Origin of the sequence: Bacillus sp. UNC69MF (genome assembly GCF_000746035.1) — a bacterium.
Lineage (GTDB): Bacteria > Bacillota > Bacilli > Bacillales > Bacillaceae > Bacillus > Bacillus velezensis.
In genome coordinates, this window is sequence record NZ_KN050800.1 from 59596 (window position 1) to 76231 (window position 16636).

The following is a 16636-nucleotide window of genomic DNA, read 5'->3' on the forward strand; positions in this document are numbered from 1 at the left end:
CACCCCATCATAAATAAAATGCTCTTGAACCACTTATATCAACATCATCGAGCATAATAAACCTAGTTGAACTTACAGTACCGGGTACAAAAAAACATAGCGGAATTAATACTTTATTTTCTAATTTAGAAAGTAATTGAATGAATCTAAAATGCGGTGCTGTACTTCCTACTCTTGTAAATATAATTCGTCCGTTTGTTCCTATTTGCTCAGCTTTCTTTAAAATCCATTCATATAGTAACTTCAGCATTGTATTTTGCATTTCTTCCATAAATTCTTTGTAATCGTCCTTTTCAAATTTATACATCTCAGTCAAGTCATCATTCTCATCTTTTAATAAAAGCTGATAAAGTAATTCTTCTATATTTACAATTAATACTTGATAACCTTGTGTTTTACCATCTTGTTGTATTTCTTCAAGCTTAGGCTGTAGATATAATTGTTCGCTTTCATTTATAGCAAATAAAATAAATGGAACACCTGATTGACGGCTCCATGCTAATTGATTATTAAAGATCATACTTTTTAACCGATTAATCTTTTCCGATAACATATTGGACAACAAACTCCTTTAAAGATGGAAACTTATAATCTATAATTGTCTCTTTTTGTTCTTCTAGGTGTATGACTCCACTGTTTTTTAGTTCTTTAATCATCAATTTACGTTGTTGTTTGTCTAGAAAAAAAAGCTTAAAATCATCATGATCGTAAACATCATTAAGTGATTGAATATAGTCCATATTAAAATAAAGTAGATACCCGAAAACTCTATGTGATATGAATAGTTCCTCATTAAACTGAGGGTTCTTTCTGTTTTTTAAGAAGCCCACTTCACATAAGACTGTAATAAGGGCTGATTTTAAATCTTTATATGTACGATCTGTCCAATCTTTCATTTCTTCATGTATTTCCGAAGAACTTATGAGAAATGCTTCTGAATCTTCATTTGATACTCCTAAAAACCCTTTAACATATCGAGGATATGCTACTTCTTTCACAAAATCATATAGAATTTTATCTGATAAACATAAATGAAAGTAAAGGAGACTAACACTTTCCTCTTTAGACAAATGTTGAAGCGCATCCAACAGAGGTAGCTGCACATAATCATGTTTATTGAATTCTGATAAGTAACGCCTCTTTATTACCTCGTAAAACCTTTTTATTCGATGTCTTGACCTTTTCAACATTAAATTATTTTCATATAAATCTACCTCTAATAAATTTAGGCTTTTTAATTCAAAAAGTTTTCTTAATAAAACAAGGGACGCTTCAAATTCAGCACCTACAGTTTTTAATTCAGCAGTATATTTTTCAGTCATTAATCTACAGCAACCCTCTTATAATATGGTATCGTTATGTGGCCACGTTTGGCATAATCAAATACAGAAATTAAGTTCAGTAATACTTCCTCTAATTCCTCTGGATGAATGTAAAAATATCTTCTTTTTGAACCTAATTCAAATGTATCTCCTGATACATTTTCATACGTTTCCATACGCGGTTCATTAAAATAATCCCTTGCCCAGTGCTTATCAAAGAAAATATTCTCAATGTTTTCTAATTCATCGAGAATTTCTTTCCAAACTGATCTGGCTGCAAGCATTTTTAAAGCAGGTTCAAATACTTTATTTTCAAATTCATAACCAAAATGATATAAAGTGATCACCTTATTTACATTGATAGAACTTAATTCCTTTTGACGGACACATTTTTGAGCCATTTCAAACCTTTGATGATGAAATGTTCTCGGTAAAAAAGGCATCATGTTTATTCGCCCCACCGAACTTAAAATACGTGATTCCCACCAAAAATTATTGTCTTCCTCACCTAATCTTGCTATTAACAAGCGATAATAAATGACTTTTGCTAAATTTTTTTTTGAAACACGTAGATCCTGTATATCGCTTTCTTTTAGATTGTTTATAATCAATTCATAAATCTTTTTCAACAATAAACACTCCTATAAATGAATAGTCTGAATAGTCATATTATACGTATTTAATTATGGCATAAAGTCAGTTTGACATAAATGATTTCGAAAAATTTGTCAATACACTTTTATAAAATCGACTTAGTTTATTCAAACCATCAAAAATATATTTACATTATCGAATTCAATTTTGGAAGATTAACTGTTGCTGCGGTTAACTGTACCTGGCGACAAAGCAATCTTATTCTATCGGATAAAGTGTAATAGAAAATAATAATGACTTAATAATTAAAAGAGTCCTTATTTCAGATTAAAATACAATAAAGAAGAGTCAAGGCCTCAAATGAAAAGTATCTATACACAAACTATTTGTAATGACTGCGGTAAAAGGATACTTTAAAAAGAACATATAGATATATATGTGAAACTAAATCAGGCATGGAATCAAAACTATAACGAGCATTATATTTATGAAAAACGAGCTTACTTATTGTGTTAATGGACCTTAGTAAGATTAAAAGTAAATTAGAATAATTATAACCATATTTAGTAAAACAAATAACCTTAAATACAGAAATGAATAGCGAACCATCCAAAAAATAAAAGATGAACCAGAAATAAAAACTAAAGACAAAACAAAATTAGTTATTGACTCTCAAATGGAATTATTTTAAATGATACCTATCAATATTAAGTATACGACTTAAGAGACAAAAACAGTAAACTCAATACGAAAAAGAATTTATCTTTTTACAGAATCTGAAACAGTCAATTACTTTAATTGATAGGCTATAAATAAATATAGATGGTTTAGCTAAAATTCATTATCGATTTTAAAAGTACCAACTGATTTTCTATTTTAATTCTATCAACACACAGCACTCCACATGATTCGTATGCGGAAACATATCCACAGGCTGCACTTCGAGCGTCTGATACCCGCCATCCTCAAGCACCCGCAGGTCTCTTGCAAGGGTGCCTGGATTGCAGGACACATACACCACCCGCTTCGGTTTCATGTCGATGATTGTCCGCAGGAGGGCTTCGTCGCAGCCTTTTCTTGGCGGGTCAACGACGAGGGTGTCGGCCGTGATGCCTTCTTCATACCATTTCGGAATGACGGTTTCCGCTTCTCCGACTGCGAATTCTGCGTTCGTGATGCCGTTCAGCTCAGCGTTGCGTTTTGCATCCTCAATGGCTTCCGGCACGATTTCGACGCCGTATACTTTCTTCGCCTGCTTCGCTAAGAAGAGAGAAATCGTTCCGATGCCGCAGTAGGCGTCGATGACGGTTTCTTCTCCTTGCAGCTCCGCGTACTCAAGCGCTTTGTCGTAGAGCACTTTTGTTTGCTCCGGGTTAACCTGATAGAACGATCTGGCGGAGATGGCGAATTTGACGTCTCCGATGAGGTCGTAGATGTATTCTTCGCCCCAGATGACGTTTGTTTCGTTCCCAAAGATGACGTTTGTTTTATTTGGGTTGATGTTCTGCACGATGGATTTGACGTGCGGGAATTGCGCCGTGATGTCTTCGATGATTTTCGCTTTGTGCGGAAAATCGCTTGTTCTTGTGATGAAGACGATCATCATTTCGCCCGTGACGACGCCGTATCTCACCATGATGTGACGGAGCCAGCCTTTGTGGCGTTCTTCGTTGTAGGCTTTGACGCCGTATGAGGTGCAAATGTCTTTGACAGCTTGAACGGCTTCGTCGTTTTTGGATTGCTGGATCAGGCAGGCGCTCATGTCGATGATGTCATGGCTTCTTTGCTGATAGAATCCGGCGACGAGTCCGCCTTCCCGTTCTCCTACCGGCACCTGCGCTTTGTTTCTGTAGTTCCAAGGGTCTTCCATGCCGAGTGTCGGGTGCACGGTGACGTTGGACAGGTCCAGCTTGCCGATCCGTTCTAAGACGTCTTTGACTTGTTTCTGTTTAAACAAGAGCTGGCCTTCATAGGTCATGTGCTGAAGCTGGCAGCCGCCGCATTGTTTGTAGATCGGGCACGGGGCATCCGTTCTGTGCGGGCTTTCTTCCTTCAGCTCAATCAAGCGGCCGAAAGCGAAGCCTTTTTTGACGCGTGTCACTTTGATTTGCGCTTTTTCCTCAGGCAGGGCGTTCGGCACGAAGATCGGGAATCCCTGAACCTTTGCGACGCCCGCTCCTTCGTGCGTCAAATCCTCAAATGTCACATCATAGTATTCATTTTTTTCTATCGGGGGTTTCATTTTCATCTATAATCACCTCTAGTTTTACCAATAGCCTTGTTTCAGCGTGCTGGCAAACCTTCAAATTCAATGTCAGCCTTCAAAGGTTTCCGATCACGCTGAAAAGATGACAAAATCCTAAAACGAATACTGTTTTAGGATTTTGTCCGCGTATTAATCATCCAGCTGTTCCGCTTTCTCCTTCGGCATGATGACGTGAATATGCCGGTACAGGTTCACGAATTCGCCCGGCAGCATGCCGCCGTATTCGCCGTCCAGGTTCAGCTGCATCTTTTCTGATACATTGACTTTCACACGGTTCGCTTTTGTGTAAATAATGTGCTGATCGTTAATATGATCGCCTCTGAGCGCCATGCTCGCGACTCTGATAAACTCCGCGAGATTGGCTTTTTTCAAAATAATCAAATCAAACATGCCGTCATTCAGGCTGGAATCAGGGGCCAGTTTCTCGAATCCGCCGACCGAGTTGGTCAGCGTCACTAAAAACAGCATAATTTCGCCTTGAAACAGCTTGCCGTCATATTCAATCTCGACTTCTGTCGGTCGAAGTGAAGGCAGCATTTCCATTCCCTTTAAATAATAAGCAAGCTGTCCGAGCATCGTTTTCAGTTTGCTTGGCACATCATACGTCAGCTCCGTCAGACGGCCTCCGCCGGCGATGTTGATAAAATACTGACCGTTCACCTGTCCGATGTCGATCGGGCGGGCTACGCCGTTAATGACGGTATCAGCGGCATTCAGTACATTCTCTCTCGGAATGCCCAGCGCTCTGGCGAAGTCATTTGTCGTGCCGACCGGAATGATACCGAGTGTCGGGCGTTTGTCTAACGGTGCAAGGCCGTTGACGACTTCATTAATCGTTCCGTCTCCGCCGGCTGCGATAATCAGGTCAAACTCCCGCAAAGCGGCTTCTTTTGCGGCGTTGGTGGCATCCCCCGCGCATGTGGTGGCATGGGTGGAGGTTTCATAACCGGCTTGTTCAAATTTTTGCAGGACCTGGGCAAGATTTTTCTTAAAAAGCTCCCGTCCTGAAGTCGGATTGTATATTATGCGTGCACGTTTCATTATCTCATCATCCTACTTAAGAGTATCCGATCCATTATTAACACTAACAACCTTTAATTATACTATGACTTGAGAAAATCGCAACAATATGTACAGGAATTGCCAGAAGAAAAAAGGCCCCGGCTCCGTTTAAGGAGCCAAGGCCCGCTGTCTTACTCTTCTTCCGTTCCAGGTTTTTTCTTACGGAATTTCGCTAATACTTCATATACGATCGGCACAATCAGAAGGGTAAGCAGAGTCGAACTGATTAAACCGCCGATAACAGTGACACCGAGTCCTTTAGAAATGACCTGGCTTCCGCCTTCGAAGCCCAATGCCAATGGAAGCAGGGCGCCGATTGTCGCGATCGCCGTCATCAGAATCGGACGCAATCTCGTAGAGCCGGCTTCCAGGAGCGCTTCTCTCGTCGATAAGCCTTCCGCTTCTTTATGGATGACGCGGTCAATTAAGACAATCGCGTTTGTGACGACGATTCCGATCAGCATCAGCATACCGATCATGGCATTCAGACTGATCGTCTCTCCGGATACATACAGTCCGGCTAATGCGCCGATGACTGTAAACGGAAGCGAGAACAGAATCGCAAACGGCGCTAATGCTCCGCCGAACGTGATCACAAGAACGAGGTACACGATGGCGATTGCGGCAAGCATCGCTAAGCCGAGTTTCGTAAAGGAATCAGCAATATCCGCTGATACACCGCCGGTATCAATCGATACATTGTCCGGGTGATCCAGTTTGTCAACTTTCTTTTGAACGGCCGATGACACCTTCGTGACGTTGTCAGAAGTGACGGTTGCCGTTACGTCAGCGTACACTTTGCCGTCGCGTTTGGAAATGGTATCGGATGTCGTGCCGTTTTTCACTTTCGCCACATCGCCGATTTTTACTTCTTGGCCTGCAGGCGATGTGATGGTTTTATCCTCTAATTCTTTTACACTCTTATACTGGTCTTTTTCTGTTTTGATGTTCACATCAAGCTCTTTGCCGTCCTTTTTCACCGTTGTCAAAGGAGACTGTGACGTTTGGGACATCAGGGCTTGGGAGATTTGCGAAGCCGTCAGGCCCTGCTTGCTGAGTTTCTCCTGGTCAGCGACGAACGTGTACTCATCATATGTGCTGGAAAGGCCTGAGTTGACGTCTTTCAGATCTTTCTGCTTTTTCATGATGCCTTCGATGTCTTTGACCGTGCCTTTAATATCAGACTCTGAATCTCCGTACACATAGTACGTTAATTCGTTGTTGTTGCCTGACGAACTGAAATTTTGTGATTTCCATTCGCCGCGGCTGGATGTTTTTTTGATTTCTTTTAAGACATTGTCTTTTTCTTTGTCAAAATCAGGCGTGTCATCCTCGTATTTCACGTAGAACAATGCGCCGTTTGAGCTTCCGCCGAGCGGACTTTGCGAGCCTAATGAATACTGAACGGTATCGACATGTTTGCGTTTAAGCAGCATGTCTTCCGCTTTTTGCGCAGCTTTTTCAGCTTCGCTTTTCGTTTCGCCCGGTTCAGGCGTGTATGTGAGCTGCATCGTTTTGTCCGCTTGCGCAGGCAGGTAGCTCGCGCCGATCAGAGGTACGAGGAACAAACTGCCGACAAGCATCAGAACCGCGATGATAGATGTAATCCATTTATGTCTTAATGACCAATTCAGCACTTTTTTATAGAAATTGGCCAATCTGCCCGGCTTATGCTCTTTCGCTTTAACAGGCGCGCCTGTGAGCGATTTTTTGAATAAGCTGTGCGCAAGCATCGGCACCAGTGTGATCGAAATCAACAGTGATGCGGCAAGCGCGAAGACGATTGTTAATGCAAACGGCATAAACAGCTCGCCGATCTGTCCGCCGACCATGGCAAGCGGCAGGAATACGGCAATGGTTACGATCGTTGATGACATGATCGGTTTAAACATTTCTTTCGTCGCTTCACGCACCAATTGCTTCCCGCGTAAAGGTTCATCTTTCAGCCTCATGCGGCGGTAAATGTTTTCGATCACGACAATCGAGTCGTCGACTACCCGTCCGATGGCGACCGTCATCGCACCGAGCGTCATTATGTTCAATGTGACATCAAGCTGATTCAGCACAAGAAGCGCAATCAGCAGTGACAGCGGGATGGAAACGATAGAAATCATCGTTGATTTAATATCTCTTAAGAATAAGAGAATGATCACGACCGCAAAAATCGCGCCGAAAATCGCTTTGCTTAACATCGTATCCACCGACTCTGTAATCGGCTCTGCCATATCAAGAGTCGAGCTGTACTTGAACCCTTTATGGTCTTTTTTGTATTGATTCAGTTCATCTTTAATCGCATCGGCCACTTCTACCGTGTTGGCGTCATTGGCTTTTACGATATTAATTCCGATGCTGTCCTTTCCGTTCGTGCGGGAAATGGATTCAGCTTTTTTCACATCTTTAATGTCGGCAATGTCAGAAAGCTTGACTGTCGGCACCCCTGCTGACGCGCTTTGCTGTGCCTGCTGCATAGCCTGAGCGTCCGCCGCAGATGCCGCACCGGCTCCGCCCGCTTGACCTTGAGCGGCAGAAGAAGATGTGACCGGAATTCTCATATCTTTCAGATCTTTAATTGACGTAATATCTCCGTTAACGACAACTGATTTTTCTTTGTTGCCGAACGTGTACAATCCAAGCGGCGTATTGACGTCAGAGCCTTGGATCACTTTCTTGACGGTATCTTCATCAAGTCCGTACTCTTTCATTTTTTTGTCTTTGAAAGAGAATTCCACCTGCTCTTCCTGCTGTCCGGAAACTTGCACGGACGCAACGCCCTGAATGCCTTCAAGCTTAGGAACGAGAGTGTTTTCCACATTTTTGGTCAGGTCTTCAAGCGAGCTTTTGCCGCTTGTCACACTGAGCGTCAAAATCGGGAAAGAGTTGAGGCTGTAACGGGAAATGTCAGGTTTTTTCGCGTCGTCAGGAAGGCTGACACTGTCCAGCGCTTCAGCGACTTCGGTTTTCGCCTTGTCCATATCCTTGTTGTAATCATATTCAATCATAACCGATGAGACGTTTTCAGAGGATGTGGACGTTACGACGCTCACTCCTTCTAAATTCTGGACCGCCTGCTCGATCGGTTTTGTCACGTCATCCGCAACTTGACTCGGAGCAGCTCCGGGATAAGTCGTATTTACTGAAAGGTAAGGCATGTTGACGTCCGGTATGGATTCCTGCTTCATATTCAGACCGGCATACAGCCCTGCTACAGTAACGATAATCGTCATCAGCCAAACTGCGAATTTGTTCTTCAGTACAAAGTTAATAATGTGGTTCATCATGTCCTCCGTTAATTTTTATTGACTGACTGGTCATTCTATATAATACTAAACGGTATAACTCAACATCGTCAACTAATAAGGCAGTAAATTTTTCTAAATTTTTCAGGATTAAGGGGAAGCACGTCATGAACGAAAAAAAAGAGAAAATCATAAAAACAGGCATCCATTTATTTGCCAAAAAAGGGTTTTCTTCAACAACCATTCAGGAAATCGCCGGTGAATGCGGAATTTCAAAAGGGGCCTTCTATCTCCATTTCAAATCAAAAGAAGACCTTTTGCTCTCAGCATGTGAGTATTACATCGGCATGTCTATGGAAGAAATAAAGAAAATCAAAACAGAACATCAGCATAAACCGCCTAAGGACGTATTTCGAAAACAAATCGCATATCAATTCCAGGAATTTATGGAACACAAGGACTTTATCATCCTCTTGCTGAGCGAAAAGGTCATTCCTGAAAATCAAAAGGTCAAACAGTATTTTCATGAGGCCAATATTCAATTTAACATGCTGTATCGGGATGCGTTGCTCTCCGTTTACGGAGATGCCGTCACACCGTTTTTAGCGGATGCGTCCGTTATGGCGCAAGGAATTGTGAGCTCCTATATTCATTTCTTGATTTTTAATGAACATACGGCATTCCGGACGGAAAACGTGGCGGCCTTTCTGATTGCCAGAATCGATGATCTGATTACGGGGCTGATAAGAGACAATCCCGATCCGCTGCTGCCTGAGGATATCTTCACTCAGCCCGCGGCGGACAGAGAAAGACTGCTTGCGGATATTCAAAAGATTAAAACACAGCAGGAGCTGCCTGAGGACGTCCTCGTATCGCTTGAAGTCATTGAAGAGGAATGTGCAAAAGAAGAGCCGCGAAAACCGATTATTAAAGGAATGCTGTCCAACTTGGCAGGCAGCGGAAATGAGCAGATTGAAATGCTGCGGGCTTCCATTGAAACCTATTTCAGCTTATAAAAAAAAGAGACCGGCGCTTACCGGTCTCCATGTCAGCAGCGCCCTTACAGGCGGCTGCTTTTTTTTATCGTTTTTTGATTTCTTCAAGTAAGATCTTGTTGACCATCGGCGGGTTGGCCTGTCCTTTTGAGGCTTTCATAATCTGCCCGACAAGGAAGCCGATCGCGCGGTCTTTTCCGTTTTTGAAGTCTTCAATTGACTGCGGGTTGCTGTCAAGCGCATCTGTTACCAGCTTCAGAAGCACGCTTTCGTCAGAAATCTGCACAAGGCCTTTTTCTTTGACGATTTTTTCTGCGTCGCCGCCTTTTTCAATTAATTCTTTAAAGACTTTCTTCGCGATTTTGGACGAGATGGTTCCTTTTTCAATCAGCTTAATCATGCCGGCAAGGCCTTCAGGAGTCAGTGCGACATCCTCAAGCTCTTTTTGTTCGGCGTTCAGGTAAGCTGAGACTTCACCCATCAGCCAGTTTGATGCCTGCTTGGCTTCTGCGCCTTTATTGACCGTTTCTTCGAAGAAGTCAGCCATTTCTTTCGTCAGCGTCAGAACCATTGCGTCATAAGCCGGCAGGCCGAGCTCTTCGATATAACGCTTGCGGCGCTCATCCGGAAGCTCAGGAATGGTTGCTCTTACGCGTTCTTTCCATTCGTCATCAATGTAGAGCTCGACAAGGTCAGGCTCAGGGAAATAACGATAGTCGTCCGAACCTTCTTTGACACGCATCAAAATGGTTTTTTTCGTCGCTTCATCGTAGCGGCGCGTCTCCTGCTGAATGACTCCGCCTGACAGAAGCACCTGCTCTTGGCGTTTTTCTTCATGCTCAAGGCCTTTTTGCACGAATGCGAAAGAGTTGAGGTTTTTCAGCTCCGTTTTTGTGCCGAATTTCTCCTGGCCGATCGGACGGAGGGAAATGTTGGCGTCACAGCGCAGTGAACCTTCTTCCATTTTACAGTCGGAAACACCTGTGTATTGGATAATTGATTTCAGCTTTTCGAGATATGCGTAAGCTTCCTCCGGTGTGCGGATATCCGGCTCAGATACAATCTCGACAAGCGGCGTGCCCTGGCGGTTGAAGTCAACGAGGGAATAGCCGTCGCCCGTATGCGTCAGTTTTCCCGCATCTTCTTCAAGGTGAAGACGGGTAATGCCGATTTTTTTCGTTTTTCCGCCGACTTCGATTTCGATCCAGCCGTTTTCGCCGATCGGCTTGTCAAATTGAGAAATTTGATATGCCTTCGGGTTGTCGGGATAGAAATAGTTTTTCCGGTCAAACTTCGTATCCGTTGCGATTTCGCAGTTCAAAGCCATTGCGGCTTTCATCGCGAATTCGACCGCTTCTTTGTTCAAAACGGGCAGCACGCCGGGATAGCCGAGGTCGATGACGCTCGTTTGGGTATTCGCTTCCGCGCCGAATGGCGTCGGTGAGCTTGAGAAAATTTTAGATTTTGTTTTTAATTCCACATGGACTTCAAGTCCGATTACCGTTTCAAAGTTCACTTCATTTCACCCCTTACAGTTCAGGTTTCGCTTTATGATGATCTGTTGCCTGCTCAAAAGCATGAGCGACGCGGTATACAGTGCCTTCATCGAAGTGTTTTCCGATGATTTGCAGTCCGAGCGGCAGTCCGTCCGCAAATCCGCACGGCACGCTGATTCCCGGCACACCCGCGAGGTTGACAGGGATCGTTAAAATATCGTTGGCGTACATTGTGAGCGGATCGCTGGTTTTTTCGCCGATTTTGAATGCCGGTGTCGGCGTTGTCGGTCCGACGATGACATCGTATTTCTCAAATACGTCTTCAAAATCTTTCTTAATAAGCGTGCGCACTTTTTGCGCTTTTTTGTAATACGCGTCATAGTAGCCGGAGCTGAGCGCGAAGGTGCCGAGCATGATGCGGCGCTTCACTTCATTGCCGAAGCCTTCAGAGCGTGTCTGTTTATAAAGGTCGATCAGGTTGTCCGCATTGTCTGAGCGGTAGCCGTAGCGGATGCCGTCAAAGCGCGCAAGGTTTGCAGACGCTTCGGAAGAAGACAGCAGATAATACGTCGCAAGCGCGTATTTGCTGTGCGGCAGAGATACTTCTTCCCATGTCGCTCCGAGGTCTTCAAGCACTTTTAAAGCGGCTAAAACCGATTCTTTCGCTTCTTTGCCGACGCCTTCTCCGAGATATTCTTTCGGTACGGCGATTTTTAAGCCTTTAATATCGCCAGTTAATGAAGAAAGAAAGTCCGGCACTTCGACATTGGCGCTCGTAGAGTCCATTTTGTCCGGGCCTGAAATCGCCTGAAGCAGGAATGCGTTATCTTCTACGGTTCTTGTGATCGGTCCGATCTGGTCCAGTGAAGACGCAAAAGCGACCAAACCGTAACGCGACACGCGTCCGTATGTAGGCTTTAATCCGACGACGCCGCAGAAAGAAGCCGGCTGGCGGATGGAGCCGCCCGTATCAGATCCGAGTGAAAACGGCACTTCGCCCGCGGCAACCGCCGCTGCGGAACCGCCGCTTGATCCGCCGGGAACTGTATCGAGATTCCAAGGGTTTTTCGTCGCTTTGTACGCGGAGTTTTCAGTAGAAGAACCCATCGCGAACTCATCCATATTCAGCTTTCCGATCGTGACGGCTTCAGCGGCTTGAAGGCGCTCCACAACCGTCGCATCGTAAATCGGATCGAAGTTTTCGAGGATTTTGCTTGAGCATGTTGTGCGAAGCCCTTTGGTCACGATGTTGTCCTTGACGCCGATCGGCATTCCGAAGAGAAGACCGTGTTCAGACCGTCCGTCAACCGCTTCGTCAAGTTCTTTCGCGTAAGCGCGGGCTCTTTCTTCATCAAGCTGTAAAAACGCCTGCACCTTATCATCCACGGATGCGATCCGTTTGTAAGATTCATCAACAAGATCGGAAATCTTGATTTCTTTTTTATGTATCATTTGTTTCAGTTCTGTGATTTTGTGATCAAATAATGACATACTGTCTCCCTCCTTTAATCCAGAATAGATGGCACACGGACATAGCCGTCTTTATGATCGGGAGCATTTTTCATGACATCCTCGACCGGAAGGCCTTTACCCGCTTCATCTTCTCTCATTACGTTTTTCATTTTCAGCACGTGTGTTGTCGGTTCCACGTTATCCGTGTCCACTTCATTAAGCTCCTCGGCAAACGAGATGATACTGTCAAGCTGTTCTGTAAACATTTCAGCTTCTTCATCCGTAATGGCGAGTCTCGCCAAATGAGCGACATGCTTTACTTCTTCTATAGAAATTCGTGACATAAGATCCACCTCCGCATAATTCTCCGTTTCGTCATATAATACTGATCATATCAAAAACGAGCCCTCTAAAGCAACAAAACGCCGCCTTCTGAGGCATGATGAAACCCTCTCTATTTTATCCTAAATCGGGGAGAAAGAGAAACGAATTATATGTCAGAAAATTTTTACTTTTATAATTTATTGGTAGCGTTTTCATCTCTAAGCTGTTCTATGTTGGCGGGGATTTTTTCCTTGAGCGGGCCAGGTTTCGAGAGTTGATTGATCGGGGATACTTTGTTAGGTTTAGTAACCATAGCCAGCACTAAATCATGCGATCCGCAAGGAATGATGACTAAAGGCTGGATCGCCGGCGCATATTCCGGCACTACTAATCTGCAGAGGTGATGCAACATTTACATGAAAGAAGAGAGGGTCCAAAAACGTGAGTATTGAATTAATTATATCTCTTGGCATTTACTTTGCTGCCATGCTGTTAATCGGCTGGTACGCATTCAGGAAGACAACGAATATTAATGATTACATGCTGGGCGGAAGAGGACTCGGCCCGTTCGTAACGGCGCTGTCCGCAGGTGCGGCCGATATGAGCGCATGGATGCTGATGGGAGTTCCCGGCGCAATGTTCGCAACGGGGTTATCGACCTTATGGCTGGCGCTCGGTTTGACGATCGGCGCGTATTCAAATTATCTGCTGCTTGCTCCGAGGCTGCGCGCTTACACGGAAGTTGCGGATGATGCGATTACGATTCCCGATTTTTTCGATAAACGGTTCCGCCACTCGTCATCATTGCTGAAAATTGTTTCCGCCGTGATTATTATGATCTTTTTCACACTGTACACATCGTCCGGGATGGTATCCGGAGGCAGGTTATTTGAATCGGCATTCGGCGCCGACTACAAATTCGGTTTGTTTTTAACGGCCGGTGTTGTTGTGCTTTATACGCTGTTTGGCGGTTTCCTCGCTGTCAGTCTGACTGACTTTGTACAGGGAGCGATCATGTTTGCGGCATTAGTGCTTGTGCCGATCGTTGCTTTTACCCAGCTCGGGAGCGTTTCAACGACGATTGATTCGATCAACGCCGTTAACCCGAAACTATTGGATATCTTTAAAGGCGCGAGCGTCATTAGCATTATTTCTTATTTGGCATGGGGACTCGGCTATTACGGCCAGCCTCATATCATCGTACGATTTATGGCGATTAAAGAAGTGAAAGATTTAAAACCCGCCCGCAGAATCGGGATGAGCTGGATGGTTATTTCAGTTGTCGGTTCATTGCTTACCGGGATTATCGGGGTTGCGTATTCTCATCACTTCGGGGTCTCCGTAAAAGATCCGGAAACGATTTTCATTATTTTTTCTAAAATCTTGTTCCATCCGCTGATTACGGGCTTCTTGCTGTCCGCGATTTTAGCGGCGATCATGAGTTCCATTTCCTCACAGCTTCTCGTAACGGCAAGCGCCATTACGGAAGATTTATACCGCGCCTTTTTCAGACGGGAAGCGAGCGATAAAGAATTGGTCATGACCGGACGCCTGTCGGTATTGATCGTGGCCGTTATCGCCATTTTGCTTTCCATGAATCCGAACAGCACCATTCTTGATCTGGTCGGATATGCGTGGGCAGGCTTCGGTTCGGCTATCGGCCCGGCGCTCTTGCTCAGTCTGTACTGGAAACGGATGAATGAATGGGGAGCGCTTGCGGCGATGATTACCGGGGCCGCGGCCGTTTTAATCTGGATCACGACAGGGCTTGCCGCTTCAACCGGCGTATACGAAATCATTCCGGGGTTCTTCCTCAGTCTGATTGCCGGTATTGCCGTCAGCCTGCTGACCAAAAAACCGGCCGATGCTTCTTATCAGCTGTTCAGCCGGATGGAAGCTCTTTTGAAAAACAAGAAATAGACAAAAAGCCGTCAGATTTTATCCCTGACGGCTTTTTTCTTCCGCACTTGTCCTGCTATAAATACTGTGAGAAAATCATATCAATTTATTATAAGAAAAATTGCGGAGGTGCTGTGCAAATTGAGCTGGCCTATCGAACCAGACATTTTATTAAAGCTGGGCATTGCCACGCTGATCGGCATGATCATCGGTCTTGAACGCGAGCTGAAAAACAAACCGCTCGGACTGAAAACCTGTATCGTCATCGCCGTCAGCTCCTGTATGCTGACGATCGTCAGCATTAATGCGGCATATCATTTCCCAAAATATTACCGAATCATGATGGATCCGCTCCGCCTTCCCGCCCAAATCATTTCCGGCGTCGGTTTTATTGGCGCGGGCGTGATCCTGCGTAAAAGCAATGACGTCATATCCGGCCTGACGACATCGGCCATCATCTGGGGCGCAGCCGGGCTCGGTCTGGCTACAGGCGCCGGCTTTTATAAAGAGGCGTTCGCAAGCCTCTTGTTTATCCTGATCAGCGTCGAATTTCTTCCGTGGCTGATCAGAAAAATCGGTCCCAACCGCTTGAAGGAAAAAGATATCCGCGTGAGAATGTCTCTTTCCGATAAAGACAAAATGACCGAGATTTTAAAGGAAATGAAAAGCAAACAGCTCCGCATTCACTCCGTCCGGATTGATGATCTGGGCGAAAAAGAATTTCCGATTATGGAAGTGAAAGTCAGTGTTCATAAAAACCGCTACACCACTGACGTCTATTATGATATTAAAGAAATTCAAGGTGTCGTCGGAGTGAAGTGTGATACGCTATAAAAAAACGCCGGGCTGGATTCAGCCGGCGTTTTTCTATTTATACGAATGCAGAAAAGTTATACTCCGTAATCGGGGTTTCATTTTCGATATCGCGCCTGAAGGTTTTCAGCATCTCAAGTTCCTCGTCCCCGAGTGAATTGAGGTCAAACGCCTGATGCAATAATCCGTAGATCAGCATATGACGCAGCCGGAGGAAATCCGGGATGTGTTCAAGCCAGGCGGGATCAAGGTCATTTTCTTCCCTGTAGCCTTTCATAAAGTGAGTCATGAATTCACCCGTAAACGCGGCCTTGTCTTCATACGGGATGACCGGATACCACAACATGTTGTACAGCAGAATACTGATATCATTCACAAACCAATTGTAGCCGATATCATCAAAATCAAATGCAGTGATTTTTCCGTTGTCCCAATTGAAATTGCCGTGGTGCAGATCGGCGTGCACAAGGCCGTAGTTTTCAGGGTTCTTCGGCAAACGGCGCAGTTTTTCCATTAGAGCATCCGCCCGCTCAAATACGAGATGCTGATCTGCGGGCACGTATTTTCTCAGCTTCAGCTGCTCCTCTTCATCCCATTCCTGCCTTTTATATGTCGGATCGCTCAGACGGTAGCTTTTCGTCAGCCGGTGCATGTTCCCCGTGTACTTTCCAAGCTCGTAAAACAGAGTTCCGTTCCAGTCTGATTCCTCCACTTTGCGTCCGGGCGCTTTTTCATAGACTCTTACTAAAAACGCTCCGCCTTTTCCATCCGGCACTTCTTCGACATCTTTGCCATTTAATGAAGGAATCGGCTTTGCTGCTGAAAGCCCTCCCTTTGCCAGATGATGAAGCCATTCCATTTCTCCGAAAATATATTCCGGTGTTCTTCTGATCGTATGCGTAATTTTTAAAATATAAGGTTCGTTATCTTTCACAATTTCATATACGTAGTTCTCTGCGTCCGCAATAAATTGAAACTTGGTAAAGCCGTATATTTCACCTGCTTCAGCCAGCACCTTATCTTCCTCAAAAATCGCTTTAATATCTTTATGCATGCTGATTCACCCTTTTCATAACGTTTGTAGGCGGTGTGTGTACTCAGCAAATGTCATTCATCAACATTCCTGCCCTTCTTTTTTCACAGCAGATTAGTAACATCCGCTTAGAAATGAAATGTG

13 protein-coding genes are annotated in these 16636 nt (G+C 44.6%); 3 read left to right on the top strand and 10 right to left on the bottom strand.

Going from position 1 to position 16636, the window contains the following annotated elements:
* Positions 1-7: 7 nt before the first annotated feature.
* The 6 genes from BR62_RS0118445 to BR62_RS0118470 form a co-directional block, all read right to left on the bottom strand.
* On the bottom strand, positions 8-553 hold the full coding sequence (locus BR62_RS0118445; RefSeq protein ID WP_032871747.1) for a BREX protein BrxB domain-containing protein: 546 nt from the start codon (positions 551-553) through the stop codon (positions 8-10).
* Complete coding sequence (locus BR62_RS0118450; protein ID WP_032871748.1) at positions 534-1322, bottom strand: BrxA family protein; 789 nt, start codon at positions 1320-1322, stop codon at positions 534-536. The genes BR62_RS0118445 and BR62_RS0118450 overlap by 20 nt, the downstream gene beginning before the upstream one ends.
* Positions 1322-1951 carry a BREX-6 system BrxE protein gene (brxE, locus tag BR62_RS0118455; RefSeq protein WP_032871749.1) on the bottom strand — a complete coding sequence of 210 codons (630 nt, stop codon included), beginning with the start codon at positions 1949-1951 and terminating at the stop codon, positions 1322-1324. Before brxE ends, BR62_RS0118450 begins: the two co-directional genes overlap by 1 nt.
* Before the next feature lie 836 nt (positions 1952-2787).
* Positions 2788-4164 carry a 23S rRNA (uracil(1939)-C(5))-methyltransferase RlmD gene (rlmD, locus tag BR62_RS0118460; RefSeq protein WP_032871750.1) on the bottom strand — a complete coding sequence of 459 codons (1377 nt, stop codon included), beginning with the start codon at positions 4162-4164 and terminating at the stop codon, positions 2788-2790.
* A 147-nt stretch (positions 4165-4311) separates the two neighbouring features.
* Entirely contained in the window at positions 4312-5223 is a 912-nt protein-coding gene (locus tag BR62_RS0118465) for a diacylglycerol kinase (RefSeq protein ID WP_007408918.1), read from the bottom strand.
* A 152-nt stretch (positions 5224-5375) separates the two neighbouring features.
* Positions 5376-8519, bottom strand: coding sequence for an efflux RND transporter permease subunit (locus tag BR62_RS0118470; RefSeq protein WP_032871751.1), 3144 nt, complete (start codon positions 8517-8519; stop codon positions 5376-5378).
* A gap of 128 nt (positions 8520-8647) precedes the next feature.
* Here BR62_RS0118470 and BR62_RS0118475 point away from each other — a divergent pair, with 128 nt between their 5' ends.
* Positions 8648-9496 carry a TetR/AcrR family transcriptional regulator gene (locus BR62_RS0118475; protein ID WP_032871752.1) on the top strand — a complete coding sequence of 283 codons (849 nt, stop codon included), beginning with the start codon at positions 8648-8650 and terminating at the stop codon, positions 9494-9496.
* Positions 9497-9560: 64 nt separating this feature from the next.
* On the opposite strand, the gene gatB is transcribed toward BR62_RS0118475, so the two are convergent.
* Genes gatB through gatC form a run of 3 tightly spaced genes read right to left on the bottom strand, consistent with a single transcriptional unit; the run spans position 9561 to position 12767 of the window.
* On the bottom strand, positions 9561-10991 hold the full coding sequence (gatB, locus tag BR62_RS0118480; protein WP_003155730.1) for an Asp-tRNA(Asn)/Glu-tRNA(Gln) amidotransferase subunit GatB: 1431 nt from the start codon (positions 10989-10991) through the stop codon (positions 9561-9563).
* A 13-nt stretch (positions 10992-11004) separates the two neighbouring features.
* Positions 11005-12462 carry an Asp-tRNA(Asn)/Glu-tRNA(Gln) amidotransferase subunit GatA gene (gene gatA / locus BR62_RS0118485; protein ID WP_007408915.1) on the bottom strand — a complete coding sequence of 486 codons (1458 nt, stop codon included), beginning with the start codon at positions 12460-12462 and terminating at the stop codon, positions 11005-11007.
* 14 nt (positions 12463-12476) lie between these two features.
* Complete coding sequence (gene gatC, locus BR62_RS0118490) at positions 12477-12767, bottom strand: Asp-tRNA(Asn)/Glu-tRNA(Gln) amidotransferase subunit GatC (RefSeq protein WP_003155732.1); 291 nt, start codon at positions 12765-12767, stop codon at positions 12477-12479.
* A 421-nt stretch (positions 12768-13188) separates the two neighbouring features.
* Between gatC and putP the strand changes: the two genes are divergently transcribed.
* Positions 13189-14667, top strand: a complete 1479-nt coding sequence (gene putP, locus BR62_RS0118495) for a sodium/proline symporter PutP (protein WP_007408914.1) — start codon at positions 13189-13191, stop codon at positions 14665-14667.
* Between the two features lie 120 nt (positions 14668-14787).
* Positions 14788-15480 carry an MgtC/SapB family protein gene (locus tag BR62_RS0118500; RefSeq protein WP_003155735.1) on the top strand — a complete coding sequence of 231 codons (693 nt, stop codon included), beginning with the start codon at positions 14788-14790 and terminating at the stop codon, positions 15478-15480.
* Between the two features lie 37 nt (positions 15481-15517).
* Here the strand turns inward: BR62_RS0118500 and BR62_RS0118505 are convergent, their stop codons facing one another.
* Entirely contained in the window at positions 15518-16513 is a 996-nt protein-coding gene (locus tag BR62_RS0118505) for a phosphotransferase enzyme family protein (RefSeq protein ID WP_032867574.1), read from the bottom strand.
* Positions 16514-16636: the final 123 nt, after the last annotated feature.

Coding starts and splice junctions, on each gene's coding strand:
- BR62_RS0118450 (WP_032871748.1), bottom strand. CDS start 1,322: ATGACTGAAAAATATACTGCTGAATTAAAAACTGTAGGTGCTGAATTT.
- BR62_RS0118475 (WP_032871752.1), top strand. CDS start 8,648: ATGAACGAAAAAAAAGAGAAAATCATAAAAACAGGCATCCATTTATTT.
- gatA (WP_007408915.1), bottom strand. CDS start 12,462: ATGTCATTATTTGATCACAAAATCACAGAACTGAAACAAATGATACAT.
- BR62_RS0118470 (WP_032871751.1), bottom strand. CDS start 8,519: ATGAACCACATTATTAACTTTGTACTGAAGAACAAATTCGCAGTTTGG.
- BR62_RS0118445 (WP_032871747.1), bottom strand. CDS start 553: ATGTTATCGGAAAAGATTAATCGGTTAAAAAGTATGATCTTTAATAAT.
- BR62_RS0118505 (WP_032867574.1), bottom strand. CDS start 16,513: ATGCATAAAGATATTAAAGCGATTTTTGAGGAAGATAAGGTGCTGGCT.
- BR62_RS0118465 (WP_007408918.1), bottom strand. CDS start 5,223: ATGAAACGTGCACGCATAATATACAATCCGACTTCAGGACGGGAGCTT.
- gatC (WP_003155732.1), bottom strand. CDS start 12,767: ATGTCACGAATTTCTATAGAAGAAGTAAAGCATGTCGCTCATTTGGCG.
- rlmD (WP_032871750.1), bottom strand. CDS start 4,164: ATGAAAATGAAACCCCCGATAGAAAAAAATGAATACTATGATGTGACA.